The organism is Amycolatopsis sp. NPDC101161, assembly GCF_044768185.1.
Taxonomy (GTDB): Bacteria; Actinomycetota; Actinomycetes; order Mycobacteriales; family Pseudonocardiaceae; genus Amycolatopsis.
In genome coordinates this window covers 1,255,615-1,276,003 of record NZ_JBIWPI010000002.1, presented here as the reverse complement: position 1 = coordinate 1,276,003, position 20,389 = coordinate 1,255,615, and the positions used below count along the sequence as shown (strand labels likewise).

The 20,389-nt window shown below is 70.9% G+C and carries 16 protein-coding genes; 10 read left to right on the top strand and 6 right to left on the bottom strand.

The annotated features are described in order from the left end of the window. Positions 1 to 79 precede the first annotated feature (79 nt). The gene (locus ACIRSS_RS17255; protein WP_400895805.1) at positions 80 to 1,027 is read right to left on the bottom strand and encodes an o-succinylbenzoate synthase; all 948 of its coding nucleotides are present in this window, start codon (positions 1,025 to 1,027) and stop codon (positions 80 to 82) included. A 72-nt stretch (positions 1,028 to 1,099) separates the two neighbouring features. Here ACIRSS_RS17255 and ACIRSS_RS17250 point away from each other — a divergent pair, with 72 nt between their 5' ends. Next, positions 1,100 to 3,889 carry an AfsR/SARP family transcriptional regulator gene (locus ACIRSS_RS17250; protein ID WP_400895802.1) on the top strand — a complete coding sequence of 930 codons (2,790 nt, stop codon included), beginning with the start codon at positions 1,100 to 1,102 and terminating at the stop codon, positions 3,887 to 3,889. 85 nt (positions 3,890 to 3,974) lie between these two features. Here ACIRSS_RS17250 and ACIRSS_RS17245 read toward each other — a convergent pair whose 3' ends face one another. From ACIRSS_RS17245 to ACIRSS_RS17235, 3 genes are all read right to left on the bottom strand, one after another. Further along, entirely contained in the window at positions 3,975 to 4,844 is an 870-nt protein-coding gene (locus ACIRSS_RS17245) for a DUF72 domain-containing protein (protein WP_400895800.1), read from the bottom strand. A 499-nt stretch (positions 4,845 to 5,343) separates the two neighbouring features. Next, on the bottom strand, positions 5,344 to 6,105 hold the full coding sequence (locus ACIRSS_RS17240) for a DUF4253 domain-containing protein (protein WP_400895797.1): 762 nt from the start codon (positions 6,103 to 6,105) through the stop codon (positions 5,344 to 5,346). 218 nt (positions 6,106 to 6,323) lie between these two features. Continuing rightward, the gene (locus ACIRSS_RS17235; protein WP_400895794.1) at positions 6,324 to 7,970 is read right to left on the bottom strand and encodes a DNA repair helicase XPB; all 1,647 of its coding nucleotides are present in this window, start codon (positions 7,968 to 7,970) and stop codon (positions 6,324 to 6,326) included. Between the two features lie 62 nt (positions 7,971 to 8,032). On the opposite strand from ACIRSS_RS17235, the gene ACIRSS_RS17230 reads away from it, so the two are divergent. Beyond that, a complete protein-coding gene (locus ACIRSS_RS17230; RefSeq protein WP_400895791.1) occupies positions 8,033 to 8,638 on the top strand; it encodes a hypothetical protein in 606 nt (201 codons plus the stop codon). On the opposite strand, the gene ACIRSS_RS17225 is transcribed toward ACIRSS_RS17230, so the two are convergent. Next, on the bottom strand, positions 8,635 to 9,600 hold the full coding sequence (locus ACIRSS_RS17225; RefSeq protein WP_400895788.1) for an ABC transporter substrate-binding protein: 966 nt from the start codon (positions 9,598 to 9,600) through the stop codon (positions 8,635 to 8,637). The two genes, ACIRSS_RS17230 and ACIRSS_RS17225, sit on opposite strands and share 4 nt — an antisense overlap. Positions 9,601 to 9,787: 187 nt before the next feature. Here ACIRSS_RS17225 and ACIRSS_RS17220 point away from each other — a divergent pair, with 187 nt between their 5' ends. The 8 genes from ACIRSS_RS17220 (at position 9,788) to mdlC (ending at position 19,411) form a co-directional block, all read left to right on the top strand. After that, on the top strand, positions 9,788 to 12,499 hold the full coding sequence (locus tag ACIRSS_RS17220) for a nitrate- and nitrite sensing domain-containing protein (protein WP_400895786.1): 2,712 nt from the start codon (positions 9,788 to 9,790) through the stop codon (positions 12,497 to 12,499). A 13-nt stretch (positions 12,500 to 12,512) separates the two neighbouring features. Beyond that, positions 12,513 to 13,190 carry a copper homeostasis protein CutC gene (locus ACIRSS_RS17215; protein ID WP_400895783.1) on the top strand — a complete coding sequence of 226 codons (678 nt, stop codon included), beginning with the start codon at positions 12,513 to 12,515 and terminating at the stop codon, positions 13,188 to 13,190. Positions 13,191 to 13,695: 505 nt separating this feature from the next. Next, positions 13,696 to 13,908 carry a hypothetical protein gene (locus tag ACIRSS_RS17210; RefSeq protein WP_400895780.1) on the top strand — a complete coding sequence of 71 codons (213 nt, stop codon included), beginning with the start codon at positions 13,696 to 13,698 and terminating at the stop codon, positions 13,906 to 13,908. A gap of 47 nt (positions 13,909 to 13,955) precedes the next feature. After that, a complete protein-coding gene (locus tag ACIRSS_RS17205; RefSeq protein ID WP_400895777.1) occupies positions 13,956 to 14,909 on the top strand; it encodes a hypothetical protein in 954 nt (317 codons plus the stop codon). A 167-nt stretch (positions 14,910 to 15,076) separates the two neighbouring features. Beyond that, positions 15,077 to 16,723: a protease pro-enzyme activation domain-containing protein gene (locus ACIRSS_RS17200; RefSeq protein ID WP_400895774.1), complete on the top strand. Its 1,647-nt coding sequence runs from the start codon at positions 15,077 to 15,079 to the stop codon at positions 16,721 to 16,723. Positions 16,724 to 16,805: 82 nt separating this feature from the next. Further along, positions 16,806 to 17,657: a helix-turn-helix transcriptional regulator gene (locus ACIRSS_RS17195; RefSeq protein ID WP_400895771.1), complete on the top strand. Its 852-nt coding sequence runs from the start codon at positions 16,806 to 16,808 to the stop codon at positions 17,655 to 17,657. After that, complete coding sequence (locus ACIRSS_RS17190) at positions 17,657 to 17,815, top strand: DUF397 domain-containing protein (protein WP_400895769.1); 159 nt, start codon at positions 17,657 to 17,659, stop codon at positions 17,813 to 17,815. Before ACIRSS_RS17195 ends, ACIRSS_RS17190 begins: the two co-directional genes overlap by 1 nt. A gap of 9 nt (positions 17,816 to 17,824) precedes the next feature. After that, entirely contained in the window at positions 17,825 to 19,411 is a 1,587-nt protein-coding gene (gene mdlC, locus ACIRSS_RS17185; protein ID WP_400895767.1) for a benzoylformate decarboxylase, read from the top strand. Positions 19,412 to 19,511: 100 nt separating this feature from the next. On the opposite strand, the gene ACIRSS_RS17180 is transcribed toward mdlC, so the two are convergent. Next, positions 19,512 to 20,375: an ABC transporter ATP-binding protein gene (locus ACIRSS_RS17180; protein ID WP_400895765.1), complete on the bottom strand. Its 864-nt coding sequence runs from the start codon at positions 20,373 to 20,375 to the stop codon at positions 19,512 to 19,514. Between the last annotated feature and the right edge of the window lie 14 nt (positions 20,376 to 20,389).

The window sequence follows — 20,389 nt, the reverse complement described above, 5'->3', positions numbered from 1 at the left end:
CGCCCCCGCGCGGGCCCCCCCGGGGGGGGGGGGCCCCCCTCGGGGGGGGCGTCCCCCGGGGCGGGGGGCGGGCGGTGGGTTAACCGGGTTCCCCCCCCCCCCACAACCCGCGCACCCGCTCGAGCCGAGCCCGCCACGCCGCCTCGACCTCGGGCGACGCCGGGTACGCGTCCGTCGGTTCCGGGGCCTGCCGCGGCACCCGCAGGTAACCGTCCACAGGGGACAGTGGTGACGCGCAGACGTCCCCCTCCAGCAACGAAATCGTCCCCAAGCCACACGCGAAATCCAGCGAAGGCAGCGCGCCCGCCAACGCCAGTCCCGCCGCTATGCCGACGCTCGTCTCCACCGCCGACGACACCACACACGGCAGTCCGCACGCCTCCGCGACCTCCAACGCCCTTCGCACGCCGCCCAACGGCGACACCTTCAGCACCGCGATGTCCGCCGCTCCCGCGACCGCCACCTTCAGCGGGTCCTCCGCGCGGCGGATCGACTCGTCGGCCGCGATGCGGACCGATACCCGGCGGCGGACCGCCGCCAGGTCCTCGATCGTCGGGCACGGCTGCTCCGCGTACTCCAGCCCGCCCGCCGCCTTGTCGAGCTCGGTGATCGCGCGGACCGCGGTGTCGACGTCCCAGGCCATGTTCGCGTCGACGCGGACCGCGCCGGACGGGCCGAGCGCGTCGCGGACCGCCGCTACCCGGTCGCAGTCATCGGCCAAGGACGAGCGCGGATCCGCGACCTTCACCTTGGCCGTGCGGCAGCCGGACGCGCGGACCAGTTCGTACGCCTTCTCCGCGTCGACGACCGGCACCGTCGTGTTGACCTCGACCCGGTCGCGGACCGGCGCCGGCCAGCCGCACTCGCTCGCCTCCAGCGCCGCGTGCAGCCACGGCACGCTCTCGGCGTCCGAGTAGTCGGCGAACGGGCAGAACTCGCCCCAGCCCGCCGGGCCGGGCAGCAGGACGCCTTCCCGGACGGTGATGCCGCGGAAGCGGTTGCGCAGGGGGATCGCGTAGACCTTCATCACCGCCGATCATGCCATCCCGACTTCTGCCGAACGGCTGCCGAACAGCGCGTTACCGGCCAGAATGTTCCCGTGGTCCTCGACTTCCGCGTGCTGGGTCCGGCCGAGGTCACGGCCGACGGCCACCCGGTACCGCTCGGGGGCAGCCGGCCGTTGATCGTGCTGGCCGGGCTTTTGCTGCGCGCGAACCGGGTCGTGCCGGTCGACGAACTGGGCCGCTGGCTCTGGAACGACGACCGCCGCCGCTCCAAGGGCGCGCTCCAGACGTACGTGCTGCGCCTGCGCCGCGCCCTCGGCGACCAGGTCGCGATCCGCACCGAAAGCGGCGGCTACCTGATCGAGCTCGACGACGACCTCCTCGACCTCTCCCGGTTCCGCACCCTCGCCACGCGGGGCAAGGCCGCGGTGGACCGCGGTGAAAGCCGTCAGGCGGCCGCGCACTTCGCCGACGCGCTCGCGCAGTGGCGCGGCCCGGCGCTGCTCAACGTCGAGTCGGACGCGCTGCACCGCGACGAGGTCGGCCAGCTCGCCGAAGAACGGCTGCGCGTGCGCGAGCAGTGGGCCGACGCCCTGCTCGACGTCGGCGAGTACGGCACCGTCGTCCCCGAACTGACTCGGCTGACCAGGGAAAACCCGCTGCGGGAGCGCTTGCACGAGCAGCTGATGGTCGCGCTGTACCGGTCGGGCCGCCAAGCGGAGGCGCTCGACGTCCACCGCCGGATCAGCGGCGTGCTGGCCGAGGAGCTCGGCCTCGACCCCGGGCCCGCGCTGCAGCGCACCCGTCAGGCGATCCTGACCGGGACCGATGACGGGCACATCGCCCCGGCGCGCTACCGGTTGGGCGCGGAGCCGCAGGTGCCGCACCAGCTGCCCGCCGACCTGCCGACGTTCTCGGGGCGCGAGTGCGACCTCAAGGCGTTGCACGCGCTGCTGCCGGAGGTGGCCGACGCCGACACGTCGACGCCGATCGCGTCGGTCGAGGGCATGGGCGGCATCGGCAAGACGACCTTGGCGGTCCACTTCGCGCACGAGATCGCCGACCGGTTCCCGGGCGGGCAGGTCTACCTCAACCTGCGCGGCTACGGGCCCGGCGAGCCGGTCGAGCCGTCGGCGGCGCTGGAGTCGATGCTGACCGCGCTCGGCGTGCCGTGCGAGGCGATCCCCGCCGACCTCGACGGCCGCGCGGCGAGCTGGCGGACGCACAGCGCGGGACGGCGGCTGCTGGTCCTGCTCGACAACGCCAACCGCACCGAGCAGGTGCGCCCGCTGCTGCCGGGCCCGGGCTGCCTCGTCGTCATCACGAGCCGCTGGCAGCTGCGCGGGCTGGTCGCGACGCACGGCGCGCGGCGGATCGCGCTGGCGGAGCTGGGCGAGGAGGACGCCGTCGAGCTGCTCGCCTCCACGATCGGCCGCGACCGCGTCGCGCGCGATCCCGCTGCCACCGAGCAGTTCGTGCGCTACTGCGGCGGGCTGCCGCTGGCGATCCGGATCCTGGCCGTGCGGGCGGCGCAGTTCCCCGACCTGGCGCTCGACGAGTTCGTCGCCTCGCTGGACACCGACCTGCTCGGCTCGTTCGACCTCGCCGACGGCGAAGGCACCAACATCCGGTCGGTGTTTTCGTACTCCTACCAGGCGCTGGAGCCGTCGACGGCCCGGTTGCTGCGGCTGCTCGGGCTGCCCACGGGCGTCGACTTCACCGCGCCGGCGGCGGCCGCGGTCGCCGGTCTGGACCTCGCGGCGATCCGGCCGAAGCTGGAGACGCTGGCCGCCGCGCACCTGCTCGCCCAGCCGCGGCCGGGGCGCTACCAGTTCCACGACCTCATCCGCGCGTACGCGGGCGAAGTCGCTTCGCAGGTCGACACGGCGTCGCAGCGCGACGCGGCTTTGGACCGGCTGCTGGACTGGTACCTGGCATCGGCGCTGAACGCGTCACGGCGGATGCGGCCGGAGCGCTACTACCGGCTGCTGGAGCTGGACGACCTCGCCGGCGGCCTGTCCTTCGCCGGGTACCACGACGCTTTGGACTGGTTCGGCGAGGAGTACGGCAACCTGATCGCCGCGGTGCACCTGGCGCGCCGCTGGCGGGACGACATCTGCTGGAAGCTCGCGTGGCTGCTGCAGAGCTACTTCGTGACGCGTTCGCGGCTCGACGACTGGCGTTCGGTGTTCGCGGTGGCGCTCGAAGCCGCGCGGGCGAGCGGTCACCGGCCGGGCGAGGCGGGCATCCTCAGCGGGCTCGGCGTGGTCAACGGCGTCGCGCGCGAGTACGACGAGTCGCGGCGCTACCTCGAGCAGGTGCTCGCGATCCAGCGCGAGCTCGGCGCCCGCGAGGGCGAGGCGCGGGCGCAGTACAACCTGGCGATGGCGGCGCACAACCTCGACGACTACGCCTGGGCGTACGAGCACGGGATGCAGGCGCTGGAGATCGTGCGTTCGCTGGGGCTGGGGGCGTTCGAAGCGAGCGTGCTGCGGGCGCTGGGCGACATCTGCACGTCGATGGGCGACCACGACCAGGCGTTGCGGCTGGCGGACGCGGCGCTGGCGATCCTGGGGCCGGACGGCGAGCCGGTGGACACGCGGTTCACCTTGCACACGCGCGGGCTGGCGCTGGTGGGGCTGGGCCGCGTGGCGGAGGGGATCGCGGTCATCCGCGAGTCGGTCTCGATGTTCTTCGAGATGGGCGAGCCGTACGAGGCGGCGGACGTGCTGGCCCAGCTGGGCGCGATCCACCTGCGCCAGGGAGATCGGGCGCTGGCCAGGGAGTGCTGGGTCCGGTCGGTGCGGCTGCTGACGGAACTGGGGCACCCGGACGCCGACGACGTGCGCGCGAAGCTGGCGGCGCTGGTGGGTTCGGGGAGCTGAGGGCTGGGCGGACCGCCCACGTGCCGACCCCCAGCGACAGCACGCAGGCCGGTCCGGCCCGCGCGTCCACTCAAGCCGATGGCGCTCACTGTCCACTCACTGTCTCGTCTGACTGTCTCGTCGGCGGGGCGACGCCGAGCAGGTCGGCCAGGGTCTCGGCGTTGCGCGGCGCCTCGACTTTGACGTCGTTGTCGAAGTAGACGTGGACATCGCGCTTCCCGCCGTCGTGCCAGGTCCGGATCTTGTCGGCCCAGGTGCGCAAGGCCTGGTCGGAGTAGCCGCTGACGTACAGCTCCTCGTCGCCGTGGAGGCGGACGTAGGCGAAGTCGGCGGTCTGGTCTTCCAGGAACGGCCACTTGCCGGCGGTGTCGGCGGTCACCAGGGCGATGCGGTGCTTCCGGAGCAGCTCCTTGGCCGCGGGTTCGGCGAAGGACGGGTGCCGGACTTCCAGCGCGTGCTGCAAAGGCTTTCGCGGTCCGGGTTCGAGGTAGGCGGCGCCCTTGAGCTTGTCGTCGTGCTTCGCGCCGAGCTGGGCGGCGTCGGTCGTCGTGCGCGGCAGGAGGGCGAAGAAGTTCGTGAGCCGGTCGGGGTCGAATCTGAGCCGGGGCGGCAGCTGCCAGAGGAACGGGCCCAGTTTCGCGCCGAGGGCGAGGACGCCGGACGCGTAGAAGTTCGCGAGCGCGGTTTCGACGTCCCTGAGTTGCTTCATGTGGGTGATGAAGCGGCCGCCTTTGACCGCGAAGAGGAAGTTTTCCGGGGTCTCTTCGAACCAGGCGCGGTACCGCTCGGGGCGCTGCAGGGAGTAGAAGGAGCCGTTGATCTCGACGGCGTTCATCCGCCGCGAGAGGTGTTCGAGCTCTCGCCGCTGCGGTAGGCCGGGTGGGTAGAACACTCCGCGCCAGGGCGGGTAGCGCCAGCCTGAGGTGCCGATCCGGATCTCGGCGATTGGTCTCACCGCCTTTCCGCGGTGGGTGGTTCCCGGTTTGGGGGTTGTCCAAACTCGGTTGTGGGTGTTGCTGTGGGACACGTGGGCTGGGGAGTGGGACGGGTGGCCTGATTTTGGGGTCGGGCGTCTTAGGGGGCCTTTGTGGTGTTTGCTCATGGGACTCCTGGGGGTTCGCGTGGGGCGGTTCTGTTGGTTGGGTGGCTCGCTCCTTTCTGTGCTTCGGCTTGCTTCTGCTTCTCTTCAAAGACTTGTCCTCGCCGGACGGGCAGGCTCTGGGATGGCCCTGGGTTTTGCTTTCTTCTCGCCTTTTGGTGGGGTCGCTGGGTGGTCATCCCGTCGCCTGATTGAGGCCTATCACTTTGAGCCAGGCCCGCAAGCTTTGTGCTGCTCTCCTGGGCTGGTCAGGTGGTTGCGGGCCTGGCTCAAAGTGATTTTTGGGCCTCAGGCGACGGGATGACCACCCAGCTCTTTTCTGGGGTGTTGGGTGGGCTGCGCCCCCCCCGCTGGCCTATGCCCAGGAAAATCGCCACAGGCGGGACTGGACCAAGCCTGATGCGTACTCGCGCAAATTGCCTGGCTGGCCTGCGAATGTTGGCAGGCTGAACGCACGGTGCTCTGCCGCTACCGTCAATGCTCGCGCCTGGTTCCTTGGGGGTGCTGCTACCGATAGCTCCAGCGAATCGAATCCCAGTACCACCAACGTTGCTCCGAAGCGGTCCTCCCAGCTCCGCAACACCGCTGATAGCTCTGCCACCTGGTCCGTGCACTTGATCATCCCTGTCCAGCCCAGCAGGGCCGGGATGTCCGCCGGGCGCTCGGTCTGGACCAGGCCCAGGCGGTGGGGGGCGCGGTTCGCCAGGATCGATCCCGTGTTGCCCGCCTCCGCCAGTGGGTCCGACTTGCGTGCGCTCTTCTTGGCCAGCCCCGGAAACCTGGCGCCGAACGGGCGGAGGCATGCTCCGTCGCAGCACGAACCGTCCCACCAGCGCTCCAGGGCGGCCGCCGGGTCGGCCGAGGCCACCCGGTGGTCCGCCGGGGCCAAGCGGCCTCGGTCGTCTATCCAGTCCTCGCCGTTCGCCGCGAAGCGCTGGTCGTGGGGGATCAGCACCGGCCACAAGCCGGACCTCTCGAACTCGGCCACGCAGCCCAGGTAGCGCTCGGGCCGGGTCAGCGGCAGGTCGGACACCCACAGCCGGCCGTGCCACGACCCCGGTGGCAGGGTCTGGACCGGCGGCGCGGGCGTACCGGGGCGGAGCGGTGCGATCGTCATGGACGTCCCCTCGAACTTGTGTTCAGCTGCTGCACGTCGAACAGTAGTTCGAGGGTCCGACAATTTCCAGCGATCCGGCCACTCATCCGTTCGAGTGAATCCGCGAATCCGCAGGTCAGAGCGTCAAACGAGAGCAAAGTGGCGGAAGTTGCTCGTGTGACGATTCGCTGGGCCGAAGGGGTGGCGCGCTCAGGGGGAGAGGTCGTGCAGCCAGGGCGTCAGAGCGGCCGGAGCAGGTCGTCCGCGTCGACGATGTGGTACGCGTACCCCTGCTCCGCCAGGAACCGCTGCCGGTGCGCCGCGTACTCCGTGTCGACCGTGTCGCGCGAGACGATCGAGTAGAAGTGCGCCTGGCGGCCGTCGCCCTTGGGGCGCAGGAGCCGGCCCAGCCGCTGGGCCTCCTCCTGGCGGGAGCCGAACGTCCCCGAAATCTGGATCGCCACCGACGCCTCCGGTAGGTCGATCGAGAAGTTGGCGACCTTCGACACCACGAGCGTCCGGATCTCGCCGCGGCGGAACTTGTCGAACAGCTCCTCGCGCTCCTTGTTGCGGGTCGCGCCCTGGATCACCGGGGCGTCGAGCTCGTCGCCGAGCATCTCCAGCTGGTCCAGGTACGCGCCGATCACCAGCGTCGGCTCGCCCGCGTGACGCTCCACAATGGACTTGATCACCGGGGTCTTCGTCAACGCCGTCGCCGCGAGCTTGTACCGCTCGTCGGCCTCGGCCGTCGCGTACTCCAGGCGCTCCGCATCCGTCAACGTCACGCGGACTTCGGTGCACTTCGCCGGGGCGATCCAGCCCTGCGCCTCGATGTCGCGCCACGGCACGTCGTAGCGCTTCGGCCCGATCAGCGAGAAGACGTCGCCCTCGCGGCCGTCCTCGCGCACCAGCGTCGCGGTCAGGCCGAGGCGCCGCCGGGACTGCAGGTCCGCCGTCATCCGGAACACCGGCGCCGGCAGCAGGTGGACCTCGTCGTAGACGACCAGGCCCCAGTCGCGCGAGTCGAACAGCTCCAGGTGCCGGTACTCGCCCTTGGTCTTGCGGGTGACCACCTGGTAGGTCGCGATGGTGACCGGCCGGATCTCCTTCTTCTCGCCGGAGTACTCGCCGATCTCCTCCTCGGTCAGCGACGTCCGCGCGATCAGCTCGCGCTTCCACTGCCGGCCGGCGACCGTGTTCGTCACCAGGATCAGCGTCGTCGCCTCGGCCTTGGCCATCGCCGCCGCGCCGACCATCGTCTTGCCCGCGCCGCACGGCAGCACGACGACGCCGGAGCCGCCCGCCCAGAACGCCTCCGCCGCCTGCCGCTGGTAGTCGCGCAGCTGCCAGTCCGTCTCGTCCAAGGCGATCGGGTGCGCTTCGCCGTCGACGTACCCGGCGAGGTCCTCGGCCGGCCAGCCGACCTTCAGCAGCGCCTGCTTCAGCCGCCCGCGCTCGGACGGGTGCACGATAACCGTGTCCTCGTCGATCCGGGCGCCGAGCATCGGGCTGATCTTCTTGTTCCGGACGACCTCGGTCAGCACCGCGCGGTCGGTGGTCGACATGACCAGGCCGTGCGCCGGGTGGTTGGCGATCTGCAGCCGCCCGAACCGGCCCATCACGTCGACGACGTCGATCAGTAGCGGCTGCGGCACGGGGAAGCGCGAGTACGTCGTCAGCGCGTCGACGACCTGCTCGGCGTCGTGGCCGGCGGCACGCGCGTTCCACAAGGCCAGCGGCGTGATCCGGTAGGTGTGGACGTGCTCGGGCGCCCGTTCGAGCTCGGCGAACGGCGCGATCGCGATCCGCGCGTCATCGGCCTGGGGGTGGTCCACCTCCAGGAGCACGGTCTTGTCGGACTGGACGATCAGCGGGCCATCAGTCACAACTACTGTTATACGTGCCTCGCCGGTGGGACGAGGTGCCGAGGGGATCGCTGGAGGGCACGTTGACCACACCACCGTTCGACGACAACCCGTTCCGGTCGCCGGACTACGCGACGGCGCCCCCGCCGATGCCCGGTCGGCAGCCGGTCCCGCACTGGTTCACGACGAAGGTGAAGGTCACGCTCACCGTGTGCGTCGTCCTGGCGCTGGCCGTGGGGTCGCTGGGCGCGTGGGGGCTGAGCCGGGTGGGCAGCACCGGCACCCCGTCGGACGGCGACTGCCTGTACCTGTCACGGGAGAGCGGTGACCGGATCGCCTACCACCACGTCGGCTGCAGCTCGGACCGCGCGAGCTACAAGGTCGAGAACACCTACCGCGGGGCCATCGCGTGCGCGTCCGGCGACTACGTGCGGTTCCGGCTGGGCTCCGGCGCCGGCGAGACGCTCTGCCTGGCCCTGAACGTCCGGTCGGGCGACTGCGTGCGCGGTCTCGACGACGAGACGACCGTCACCAAGGTGAGCTGCTCCGACCCGGCGGTGCAGGAACGCGTCCAGATCCTGTCCGGCTACGGGCGCGAAGACGAGTGCGAGCGCGCCGACAAGGTGCTGTCCTACGCGGGCCCGCCGTCGCGCACGGTGTGCCTGGCCCCGCCGGGCGAGAGCATCTAGGTCCCGCTCTGGTCGGGGAGCAGGCTCTGGACGTCGAGGCGGTTCGCCAGCAACCCCGAGTTGTGCATGAGGTCGGCGACGCGCTGCAGCCGGATGCCATTGAGCGACGCAGGGTACGAGCCGAGTGAGATCAGCGCCGCCGTCGTCGTGTCGATGTCGGAGAACCTCGGCAGCGCGTCGCGGACGATCGCCGGGTCGGTCGCGCTCTGCTGGGCCGCGCCCAGCGCCGTGCGGAACGCCGCCAGCGTGCGCGGGTTGGCCTGGGCGAACGGCTTGGCCGACGCGTACGCCGACAGCGGGAAGTCGAGCGTCGCGCCGCGGGCGCCGTCGGCGAGGATGTGGGCGCCGAGGTCCTTCTCGGAGCGCGTGATGTACGGCTCGATCATCAGCGCCGCGTCGGCGTCGCCGCCCTGCAGGGATTGCGGCATCTGGTCGAACGCGACCTGCTTGAACTTGATCTTCGTCACGTCGACGCCGGCCGTCCCCAGCACCGAGCGCGCGGCGAGCGCGCCGACGTCGTCGAGCATGTTCACCGCGATCCGGGGTGACTTCTTCGACGTCGGCACGGTGTAGTCGGAGCCCGGCAGGGTCACCAGGGCCATCGTGTTCGGCCCGGCCGTGTAGGCCTCGCCCTGCAGCTGCAGGGCCGTCCCGTCGGCCGCGGCGCGGAACAGCGCGATGTCGGACCCGAACGTGACGTCGAGGTCACCCGCGGTCAGCTTGGCCAGCCCGTCCTCGCCGCCGAGCTCGACGAGCTGCACGTTCAGGCCCACGGCGCCGAACTTCCCGGCCGCGACGGCGATCCGCAGCGGGGCCGTGTCGATGGCGTTGCCCACACCGACGCGCAGGGTGGTCCGCTCCAACGGCGGCGGCGGGGCGGCCGAACCGGAATCGAACACACCGCAGCCCGCGGTCGCCAGAAACGCCGCTACCAGCGGAATCAGCACTCCGCGTCTGATCATGAACCTTCACCTACCGCGAGAATCTGGTTCTCGTGCTGGATCGTATGGTCCGCGCCCCATACGATCGCGGGCAGGGCCGTATCGCGCCAGCGCGGCTTTCGGATCTTCATGGGGCGGGCTACCGTTCAGTAGGTTCGAGGTGCTGTCAGATCCGCGGGTTCCCGTCCGCGGCGGAAAAGGAAACCAGGTGACCCGTCGCGACAAGCGTCCCCGCAAGGGCGGCGACGCGGCGGATCCACGTCCGGCCGGCGGCCGCTGGCGGCTCCGCAACTGGCGTCTCGGCACGAAGCTGTTCGCCGTCCTCCTCATCCCCGCGCTGGCGGTCATCGGGCTCGTCGGCCTGCGGATCAGCTCGGACCTGCGCGACGCCCGGCAGCTCGCCGAGTTCGCCACCCGCAGCCGCGTCGACAGCACGGTCGCCGAAGCCCTCCACGAGCTGCAACGCGAGCGCGACCTCACCGTCCGGTTCGTCGCCCAGGACCGCCAGGGCGACACCGCCGACCTGACCGGCCAGCGCAAACGCGTCGACCAGGCGATCGGCACGTTCGAACGGACCCTCGCCGACAGTAAACCGCGGCTTGACGCCAAGGCGGCGGAAAGCCTGCAGCAGACCGACGACCGGCTGCGCGTGCTCGGCGGCCTCCGGTTCTCCGCGGAGCATTCGGCGTTCCCCGCCGACGCCGTGCTGCGCTCCTACAGCGAGCTGATCTCCGGCCTGCTCGACATCAGCGACTCGGCCGCCGCCGACGTCTCGGACCCCGAGCTCGCGCGCCTGCGCCTGGCCGGCAACGCGCTGGCCCGGATCAAGGACCAGATGTCGGTCAAGCGCGCGGTGCTGGCCGAGGCGCTCGCCGAGGGCAGCCTCAACCGCGACCGCACGCGCTCCCTGCTCGGCGCCGAAGCCGAGCTCGCCGCCGCGCGCAACGACTACCGCACCTTCGCGACGCCCGAGCAGCAGCGGATGTTCGACGACACGGTGATCGGCCTGGTCGTCGACATCGGCAACGACATGGTCGAGTCCGCGCTCACCCGCACCGAGAACGGCCAGAACCTCAACGGCCTCGACCCCAACCAGTGGGACGTCTCGGCGACGCACACGGTCAACCTCGCCCACCAGGTGCAGCAGGCCCTGCTGGTCCAGTTGCAGGAACGCACGGACTCCTTGGCGGCACAGGCGCGCACGGCGGCGATCTGGGACGGCGGGGTCGTGCTGGGCGTCCTGCTCGTCGCGGGCGTGCTGTCGGTGGTCATCGCGCGCTCGCTGCTGCGCCCGCTGCGGATCCTGCGCCGGACGGCCCTCGAGGTCGCCGAGCACCGGCTGCCCGCGGCCGTGCAGAACCTGCTCACCGACCCCGAGCCCGCCCCGGAGAACCTGCGCAAACGGCTGGCCGTCGCGCCGGTTCCGGTCTTCACGCGAGAGGAGCTCGGCCAGGTGGCGCGGGCGTTCGACGCGGTGCACGGCGAAGCCGTCCGGCTGGCCGGCGAGCAGGCGATGCTGCGCGAGAACGTCAACGCGATGTTCGTCAACCTCTCGCAGCGCAGCCAGGACCTCGTCGAGCGGCAGCTGTCGGTGCTGGACCGGATGGAGGCCGACGAGCAGGATCCGGACACCCTCGCCGGGCTCTTCGAGCTCGACCACCTCGCGACGCGGATGCGGCGCAACAGCGAGAACCTGCTGGTCCTGTCCGGCCAGGACTCGGCACGCGAGGACGCCGGCGCCGTCTCGGCCGACGAGATCATCGGCGCCGCGCTCTCGGAGGTCGAGCACTACCAGCGGATCGAGCTCGGGCCGGCGCCGCAGGTCGCCGTGCGCGGGGAAGCCGTCAACGACCTCGTGCACGTCGTCTCGGAGCTGCTGGAGAACGCGACGCGCTACTCGGGCAACGCGACGGTCACCGTCGCGAGCGCCGAGACCCACGACGGCGACTGGCAGATCGAGATCATCGACCACGGCGCCGGCATGCCGCAGGCCGAGATCGACCGCACCAACGTGCGGCTCGCGAACCCGCCGGACGTCGACGTCGAGGTGTCCCGCCGGATGGGCCTGTTCGTGGTCGCGACGCTGGCCACCCGCCACCGCATCGACGTCAGCCTGAGCCCGGGCGCGGACGGCGGCCTCGTCGCGACCGTGCTGGTGCCCACCGCCCTGATCGTCGAGCTGCCGCCGATGCCCGGCCCGCCCCCGCCCGCCGAGCCCGCCGCCGCGCCGGAGCCGGAGCTGCTGGCGCCGCTGGCCCCGCTCACGCCGGCGGAACCCGAGCCGGAGCCCGAACCGGAGCCCGAGGAGCTGACGCCTCCGTCGATCGAGGCCGGCCCGCCGCGCCGGGCGCCCGTGGTGGCCCGGGAGCACAGCCCGGAGTGGCCGACGGCGGACGACGACTCGCACCTGGACCTCGACGCCCCGACCGAGCGGATGCCCGCCTACCGCGACGTCCTGTCGCGCTGGTTCGACGCGGCGGCCGCGCCCGCGGCGGCGGCCGAGCGCCCGCCCGCCGAGCCGCTCCCGGTGGCTCCCGCGCCCCGGCCGGTCGAACCGCAGCCGCGGCACGCGCTGGCCGCCGCGCTCCCACCGCCGCCTCCGCCACCGCCGCCGGTGGCGCCCGAACCGAACCCGGACGACGAGGACACCGATCCGCAGTTCGCGCCCGTCGCGCCGCCGGCCGCGATCGAGCCCGCCTACGAGTGGCCGACCCCGGCCGAGCTGGAGCAGGAGGACGGCGCCGAGGACACCTGGCCGTTCCTGCAGACCGACGACGTCGCCGCCGGGCCGGGAGCGGTGCCCGAGCAGCGGCCGATACTCTCTCTTTCCCCGGAAGCGGTGCGCGAGCGGATGACGAGCCTTCAAGGCGGCTTCCGGCGAGGGCGTCATGCCAGGGGGGACGACACCCGGAACCAGTGAAACGGATTGAGGCATGAGCTCGAAGACGCCCCTGCTGGAAGTGATCGCGCTGGACGCGGCGGACGCCGAAGGCGCGCAGGCGGGCGGGGCGGACCGCCTCGAACTGGTGACGGACATGGCGCAGGACGGCCTGACCCCGACGGTGGAAACCCTGCGCGACGTGCTTTCGGCGACCGACCTCCCGGTCCGGGTCATGTTGCGGGACAACGGTTCCTTCGCCGTCGGCGACCTCGAAGGGCTGCGCGCGGATACCGCCCGGCTGATCGAAGCGGGCGCGCGCGAGTTCGTCTTCGGCTTCCTGAACATCGACAGCGAGATCGACCTGGACGCCTGCGAAGCGCTGATCAAGGAGGTCGACGGTCTGCCGTGGACGTTCCACCGCGCCATCGACCGCACCCGGGATCCGTTGCGCGCCTACGACCAGCTGGCCGCGCTCGGCTGTGACACCGTGCTCGCGGCGGGCCACCCCAACGGCGTAGCCAGTGGGCTTTCCGTGCTGCAGCGGCTCGCGCAGCGCGACAGCGGGCCGGCGCTGCTCGTCGGTGGTGGACTGCGCGCGCAGCAGGTCCACCTCTTGCGCGCGGGCGGGGTGCGCGGGTTCCATGTCGGGAGCGCGGTCCGGCCGGGCGGGTGGCAGTCGCCGGTCGACGCCGAAACGGTGCGCACGTGGGTGGAGCTCGTCAAATCCTGAAGAACCGCGGAAGCCGCACACCGGACGGTCGCGCCACGCGGAATACGCGGTTGTCCGGTGGGCGATCGCGTAATCCGCGAAGTGGTTGTACCAGTATTTTCGGTAATTGAATCGTGCTCCTGAAATTGCATTCGGTTCTTGCGAATGCCGAGCCGCCGTCGCGCGTGCAGGTGCACGCGCGCCGAGCCGGTTGGGCTGCTTGGCGGCTGATGACGTGGTACGCGCTGGCTATCGTGGGCGTGGACTCGTGAAACGCCGCCGGTTCCGGCGGGGGCGGGGTGATCTGCGACGGGCGTGTTGCCGTTCACCCGGATGGTGTCAAGAATTGTTCGGCTAGCGCGGGAGGCGTCGCTGTGGGCGCGCGTATTCGGTTCGCGGTCAATTCGATGAGAAGCCACGAGGAAACCAGGATGCCGACCATCCGGTGGATTTCCGCCGCGTGGGAGCGGCTGATTCCCCGTGGTGATCGCCCGAGCGCGTCCGGGACGAACCGGAAGGTCGAATCGTGACCGGCGCGCTACCGCGGCAACGCGGAACCGAAACCCCCGAAGACGAGTTCGAGAAGCTGGGGCTCGGCGGCTCGCTCGCCCTCACCGGCCTGCTGGCCGCCGTCAAGATCGCGGAAACCGCCACGGGTGTGGTGCTCACCGCCACCGGGGTACTCCCCGGTGCCAGTCCCTCGAAGGAGCGGGCTCCGGCCTGGCCCGGCGGGGAATGACCGGGAGCTGCCCGGCATCGGCAGCTCTCTACGGACGGAGGGCTGCCATGACGGGCAGTGAAGGGCGGGGCGGCACGCGAGTGGGTATCGCCGACGTGTGCCGGCTCGAAGACGTCGTCGCGGAGCTGAGGGCCCTGGACTACCGCTACGGCGGTGGCGCCTGCCGGGCGGCCGTCGAGTCGCGGCTGCCCGCCGCCGTGGCGCTGCTGGACGGCGTGACCAAGACCGTCGTGCTGGCGCGGCTCTGCACCGCCGTCGCGGACCTCTACAACCTGTCCGGCTGGACGAACTTCGACCAGGACCGCCCGGCCGCCGCGCTGGAGGCGTTCGCGCGGGCGCTGGAACTGGCCGTCGAAGCCGGGAACGACGACCTGCAGGCCAACATCCGCTACCGCATCGGACGGCTGCACCTGCACTACGGCGCCGTCGACGCGGCACTGGCCGAGTTCGCGCGCGGCCGGGAGGCGGCGCTGCTGGCCCACTCCAAGCTCGCGCAGGCGATCCTGTCGGCCAACCAGGCGTGGGCGCACGCCAAGAAGGCCGACGTCACCGAGGCGCTGACCTACCTGCGCCGCGCCCGCCAGGAGTTCGCGGAAGCCGAGGGACGCGATCCGTCGCCGTGGGACGCGTTCTTCGGGCCCGCCGACCTCGCCGCGATGGTCGGCACGGTGCACGGCGAACTGGCCCAGGTGGTCGACATCCGGCACGGCCGCGACGGCATCCCCGCGCTCACCGAGGCGATCGCCGGGTACCGCGGCGGCATGACGCGCAGCCGGTCGCTGACCCTGATCTGGCTGGCCACCGTGCACGCGCTGGACGGCGACCTCGACGTCGCCGGCGCCGTCGGCGAGGAGGCGATCGAGCTCGCGGGTGCCCTGCGGTCGCCCCGGACGCGTCAGCGGCTGCACTCGCTCTCGGCGGCCGCCCGGCGGTTCTCCGGCAACGCGGAGGCGCAGGAGATCGTCGACCGCGTCGACGATCTCGGGCATTCCGGACGATAATCGAATGATCATGGAAAGGTAAACGTTCCGGAAAATGAAAATGGGATCCGCGAAACGGCAGCCAAAAGTAGGTTCCTGGGCGGCCTGACGGCTTCTTATGCTTCTCGGCAACCTGCGGCGAGTATTCAAGCGCAGGCCCGGTCCCCACCGCCGAGAGGAAATTCCCCATGCGCTTGCGCAAGCTCGTCGCGGCCGCCGTGCCGCTGCCGGCGTTGCTCGGCCTCGCCGTGGCCGTCCCCGCCGCGGCGGCGACGGAACCCCTGGTCACACTGGCCGACAGCGCCGCCCCGCTCGTCAACAGCGCCCGCGTCGGCGACGTCGCGGGCGGGCAGTCGATCACCGCCGCGCTGTCGCTGAAACTGCACAACCAGCAGGCACTGGAAAAGTTCCTCGCCGATGTGCAGAACCCGGCGTCGCCGCAATACCACCACTTTTTGACCCCCGCGCAGTTCACCGCCGAGTTCGGCCCGACCCAGGCCGACGTGAGCAAGGCCGTCTCATTCCTCGAGAAATCGGGGGCGACCGGGATCGAGGTTTCCGGCAACCGCCAGGCCATCACGTTCACGGGTTCGGCGGCCCAGCTGGAATCGGCGTTCCACACCCGGATCGGGACCTACCACGACCAGGTGTCCGGCCGCGACTTCTTCGCCAACGACGCCGCGCCGACCGTGCCCGCGGACGTGTCCGCGGTCGTGGGCAACGTCGTCGGCCTGGACAACCACGCGCTGCGGACGCACGCGCAGGCCGTCGCGAAACCCAATGTCGTCAAGGCGGTGACCCCGCCGGTGCTCAAGACCGCTTACGGCACCAGCGGTTTGTCCGCGACCGGCAGCGGCGTGAAGGTCGGCTTCGTCGAGTTCGACGGCTACCAGAAGTCCAACATCACCAAGTACGACAGCACGTACGGCCTGTCGGCGGGCTCGGTGACCACAGTCCCGGTCAGCGGCGCGAACTACGACTCGTCGCCGGGCGGTGGCCAGATCGAGGTCGAGCTGGACATCGAGGTCGTCCACGCGCTGGCGGCCGCGGCGAGCGACTACGTCTACGAGGCCCCGAACACCAGCGCCGGCGAACTGGCGATGTACCAGAAGATCGCGTCGGACCACACGGTCAACGTCGTCTCGATCTCCTGGGGCGCTTGCGAATCCGCGGAGGGTTCGAGCGCGGCGAAGAGCGTCAGCAACGCGATCGCGACGGGCACGGCGGAGGGCATCTCGTACTTCGCGGCCGCGGGCGACGACGGCACGACCGACTGCTACCGCCAGACGGGCTCGACGGCGAAGGCGGTCGACTTCCCGGCGTCCAGCCCGAACGTGACGGGTGTCGGCGGCACGCAGCTGACGGTGACGTCGTCGAACGCGTACAGCAGCGAGAAGGCGTGGAACGACGGCGCGTCCAACGGTTCCACGGGCGGCGGCATCTCGACGGTGTTCACGGCGCCGTCGTGGCAGTCCTCGCAGAGCACGACGTACCGCAAGGTCCCGGACGTCTCGGCCGACGCGGCGAGCGGCTCGGGCTACTACATCTACACGGCGGGCGCGTGGCAGACGGTGTGGGGAACGTCGGGCGCGGCCCCGCTGTGGGCGGCGTTCGCGACGCTGCAGAACCAGGTCCACGGCGGTGGGCTGGGCAACCTGAACCCGAAGTTCTACTCGATCGGGAACGGATCGTCGTACGGGACGGGGTTCCACGACGTGACGACGGGCAACAACACCCTGCACGGGACGACGGGCTTCAGCGCCGGCACCGGGTATGACCAGGTGACGGGCTGGGGGTCGTTCAAGGGGAGCGGCTTGTCGGGCCTGATCGGCTGAGCGTTGTGGGGGCCGGGGCTGTCGCATTCGTGCGACGGCCCCGGTTCCCGTTTTTGTCGGTGACCGGTGACACACTGCGCACATGTCAACACGAGTAGCGACGCCGAGGAGCCGGGCGCTGGGCTTCGGCTTGCGCACGGCCCGGGTGGCGCGCGGTCTCGGCATGCGCGAACTGGCCCGGATGGTCGATGTGCGGCCGCAGGAACTCTCCCACTGGGAGATCGGCACGCGGGTGCCGAAGATCGCGCAGGTAGGCCTGTTGCTCGGCGCATTGCGGGTCGAACCAGCGGAGCGGGAGCGCCTGCTGGACTTGGCGGAGTACGCGCGGGAACCCAACTGGCTCGAACACAGCATCCCGGGCATCTCGCCGAAGCTCTCGGCTTTCATCGAGTACGAGCGCACCGCCTCGGCGATCTTCGCCTGGGAACCGTTGCTGATCCCCGGACTGCTGCAGACCCCCGAGTACGCCTGGGCGATCCTCGGCACCGGTGGTCGGCAGCGGGCAGAAGCGGAACTGCGGCTGAGGCTGAAGGTTCGCTTGCTGCGCCAGGAGGTACTGACCGGCCGCGACCCTTCTCCCTACACCGTCTTCCTCGGCGAAGCTGTGGTCCGGCAGCGCCTCGGCGGCCGCGAAATCATGCTCTCGCAGCTCAAGTACGTTTCCGAACTGGCCAAGCGGCGGAACATCAGCTTGCGGATCCTGCCGGAGAGCGAAGAGTTCCACCCGGGGCTCAACGGTTCGTTCGTCATCTTCGACTACACCGAGCTGCCGCCGATCATCTTTCTGGAGCAGTACAGGGGAAGTGCTTACCTCTACGATGAGCAACAGGTGGCCGACTACCAGGCCGCCCAGCGGGCGATGGCGGTACTGACCCTGAGCGAGCAGGCATCCTCCGCTCTCCTCGGGGAGGTGATCGCCGACTTGGAGGCGTGATGTGGCGTAAGTCCAGCTACAGCGGGAGCGAAGAGAACTGCGTTGAGGTGCGCCTCGGCCCGGTGTCGCAGATCCGCGACACCAAGGACCGCTCCGGGGGCACGCTGATCGTCACTGCGGCCACTTGGAGGGCTTTCCTTCGCAAGACTAAGCATTAGTCTGGGGGCATGATCAAGCGCACGGTGCTGGACGCCACCCGCGAGCTCCTCCGCGAACTCGGCCTCACCACGTTGTTCGGCAACCCCGGCACCACCGAGGTCCCCTTCCTCACCGACTGGCCGGACGACTTCGACTACGTCCTCGGCCTGCAGGAGTCCGCCGTCGTGGCGATGGCCGATGCCTACTCGCAAGCCACGCGCCAAGCCGTGCTCGTCAACCTGCACTCCGCCGGCGGTGTCGGCCACGGGCTCGGCAGCCTCTACAACGCCTACCGCAACCGCACGCCCTTGATCATCGTCGCCGGGCAGCAGACGCGGAACCTCCTGCCGCACGATCCCTTCCTCGGCGCCATCGACGCGCCCGGCTTCCCCAAGCCCTACGTCAAGTGGTCCATCGAACCCGCCACCGCCGAAGACGTCCCGGCCGCGCTCGCCCGCGCCTACCACGTCGCGACGCAGGCGCCGTCCGGTCCCGTCTTCGTGTCCGTTCCCGCCGACGACTGGACCGCCACCACCGAACGCCCGGTCATCTCCCGGCCGCGCATCCGCGGGTTCGCGCCCGACCCCGAGGCGATCGACGAACTCGTCGCCGCGCTCGAAGCCAGTGAACGGCCGGCCATCGTCGTCGGGGGAGCCGTCGACCAGGACGGCGCCGTCGTCGAGACCGTCGCGCTCGCCGAACGGCTCAACGCCGGCGTTTACGTCGCTCCCATGTCGTTCCGGTGCTCCTTCCCCGAAGACCACCCGCTGTTCCAAGGCTTCCTCGACCCCGAACGCGGCGCCGTCTCGGACAAGCTCGCCGGGCACGACCTCGTTCTCGTGCTCGGCGCGCCCGCCTTCACCTACCACGTCGACCGCGGGCGCGGGGAAGCTCCGCTGCCGCCGCTGTTCATCCTCAGCGACGACGAGCAGATCCTCGCGCGCGCCTTCGAAGGCACCGGTATCCGCGCGACGCCGAAGCTGGGCATCCGCGCGCTGCTGAACGTCGTCGACCGCAGCACGCGGCCCGCGCCGGCTCCGCTGGAGCGTCCGGCGAAGCCCGGTGACGAGAAGCTCTCCGCCGAGTTCGTCTACTCGACGCTCGCGGACCTGTTGCCGGACAGCGCGATCGTCGTCGAGGAGACGCCCAGTCACCGCGGCATCCTGCACGACCACCTGCCGATCACGGAGACCGACACGGGCTTCCTGACGATGGCCAGCGGCACGCTCGGCTACGGCGTCCCGGGCGCGGTCGGTGCGGCGCTCGCCCGCCCGGACCGTCCGGTCGTCGGCGTGGTCGGCGACGGCTCCAGCATGTACGGCATCCAGGCCCTCTGGACGGCCGCGCGGCAGGAACTGCCGGTGACGATCCTCATCATGGACAACTCGGAGTACGCGGCGGTCCGCATCCTCGGCGAGACGATCGGCGGTGCGAAGCTCCCCGGCACCGAGCTGGGCGGCATCGACTTCGCGGCGCTGGCGTCGAGCATGGGCTGCCAAGGCATGACGATCACCGAGCCGTCGGGCCTGGTCCTGGGCTTGACGGCGGCGCTGGCCGACCCGCGGCCGACGCTGGTGCACATCAAGGTCGCGGCGTCCGACCGGACGTTGTACTGACTTGTCGACAACCGGCTTCGTCCACCCGGACTCCGCGGACAACTGAAAAGCCGCGGCGGATCAAGAAGATCCGCCGCGGCTTCAGTTGTCCTAAGTGGACTCAGCTACCGGTCTTGCTGCTCTCCGAAACGTCCGAAGACTGCTCCGCCAGCTCCCACTCCGCGGCATCGGAAGCAGCCGTCGCGGCCTCCGCGGGGCTGCCGCCGTGCAGCAGGCGCGCCACTTCGCCGCGCAGCGTCACGAACTCCGCCGACTCGCGCGTCGTGATCTGGTCCCGTGCGGCGGGGAGGCCGACCGGCAGGTCCGCCACGATCGACGCCGGCGACTTCGACAGCACCAGCACCCGGTCGGACAGGTAGACGCTCTCGTCGATGTCGTGCGTGACGACCAGGATCGTGCTGCCCTGCTCGCGCTGCACGCGCCGGGTGAGGTCCTCGAGCTCGAAGCGCGTCTGGGCGTCGACCGACGCGAACGGCTCGTCCATCAGCAGCAGCGCCGGCCGGCTGGCCAGCGCGCGGGCGATCGACACCCGCTGCTGCATGCCGCCCGACAGCTGCCACGGGAACTTCCCGCCGACGCCCGAAAGCCCGACCTGCTCGAGGGCCTCGGCCGCCCGCGTCCGCCGCTCGGCCTTCGAAATCTGCCGCCAGCGCAACGGGAACTCGACGTTCTTCTGCACCGAAAGCCACGGGAACAGCGACCGGCTGTAGTCCTGGAACACGACGGCGAGGTCGTCCGGCACGCCCGAGACGCGGTCGCCGTGCAGGCTCACCGTGCCCTCGGTCGGCGGGGTCAGCCCGGCGACGCAGCGCAGCAGCGTCGACTTCCCGCAGCCCGACGGGCCGACGATGCTGGCCAGCTGCCCGGCCTCGACGGCGAACGACAGGTCGTTCACCGCGGTGTGCGCCTTGGCGCCCGTGCCGTAGCGGTGGCTGAGGCCGGACACTTCGAGCATGGTTGACATGGGAGAGGCCTTTC

Coding starts and splice junctions, on each gene's coding strand:
- ACIRSS_RS17255 (WP_400895805.1), bottom strand. CDS start 1,027: ATGAAGGTCTACGCGATCCCCCTGCGCAACCGCTTCCGCGGCATCACC.
- ACIRSS_RS17240 (WP_400895797.1), bottom strand. CDS start 6,105: ATGACGATCGCACCGCTCCGCCCCGGTACGCCCGCGCCGCCGGTCCAG.
- ACIRSS_RS17225 (WP_400895788.1), bottom strand. CDS start 9,600: ATGATCAGACGCGGAGTGCTGATTCCGCTGGTAGCGGCGTTTCTGGCG.
- ACIRSS_RS17215 (WP_400895783.1), top strand. CDS start 12,513: ATGAGCTCGAAGACGCCCCTGCTGGAAGTGATCGCGCTGGACGCGGCG.
- ACIRSS_RS17205 (WP_400895777.1), top strand. CDS start 13,956: ATGACGGGCAGTGAAGGGCGGGGCGGCACGCGAGTGGGTATCGCCGAC.
- ACIRSS_RS17200 (WP_400895774.1), top strand. CDS start 15,077: ATGCGCTTGCGCAAGCTCGTCGCGGCCGCCGTGCCGCTGCCGGCGTTG.
- ACIRSS_RS17195 (WP_400895771.1), top strand. CDS start 16,806: ATGTCAACACGAGTAGCGACGCCGAGGAGCCGGGCGCTGGGCTTCGGC.
- ACIRSS_RS17190 (WP_400895769.1), top strand. CDS start 17,657: ATGTGGCGTAAGTCCAGCTACAGCGGGAGCGAAGAGAACTGCGTTGAG.
- mdlC (WP_400895767.1), top strand. CDS start 17,825: ATGATCAAGCGCACGGTGCTGGACGCCACCCGCGAGCTCCTCCGCGAA.
- ACIRSS_RS17180 (WP_400895765.1), bottom strand. CDS start 20,375: ATGTCAACCATGCTCGAAGTGTCCGGCCTCAGCCACCGCTACGGCACG.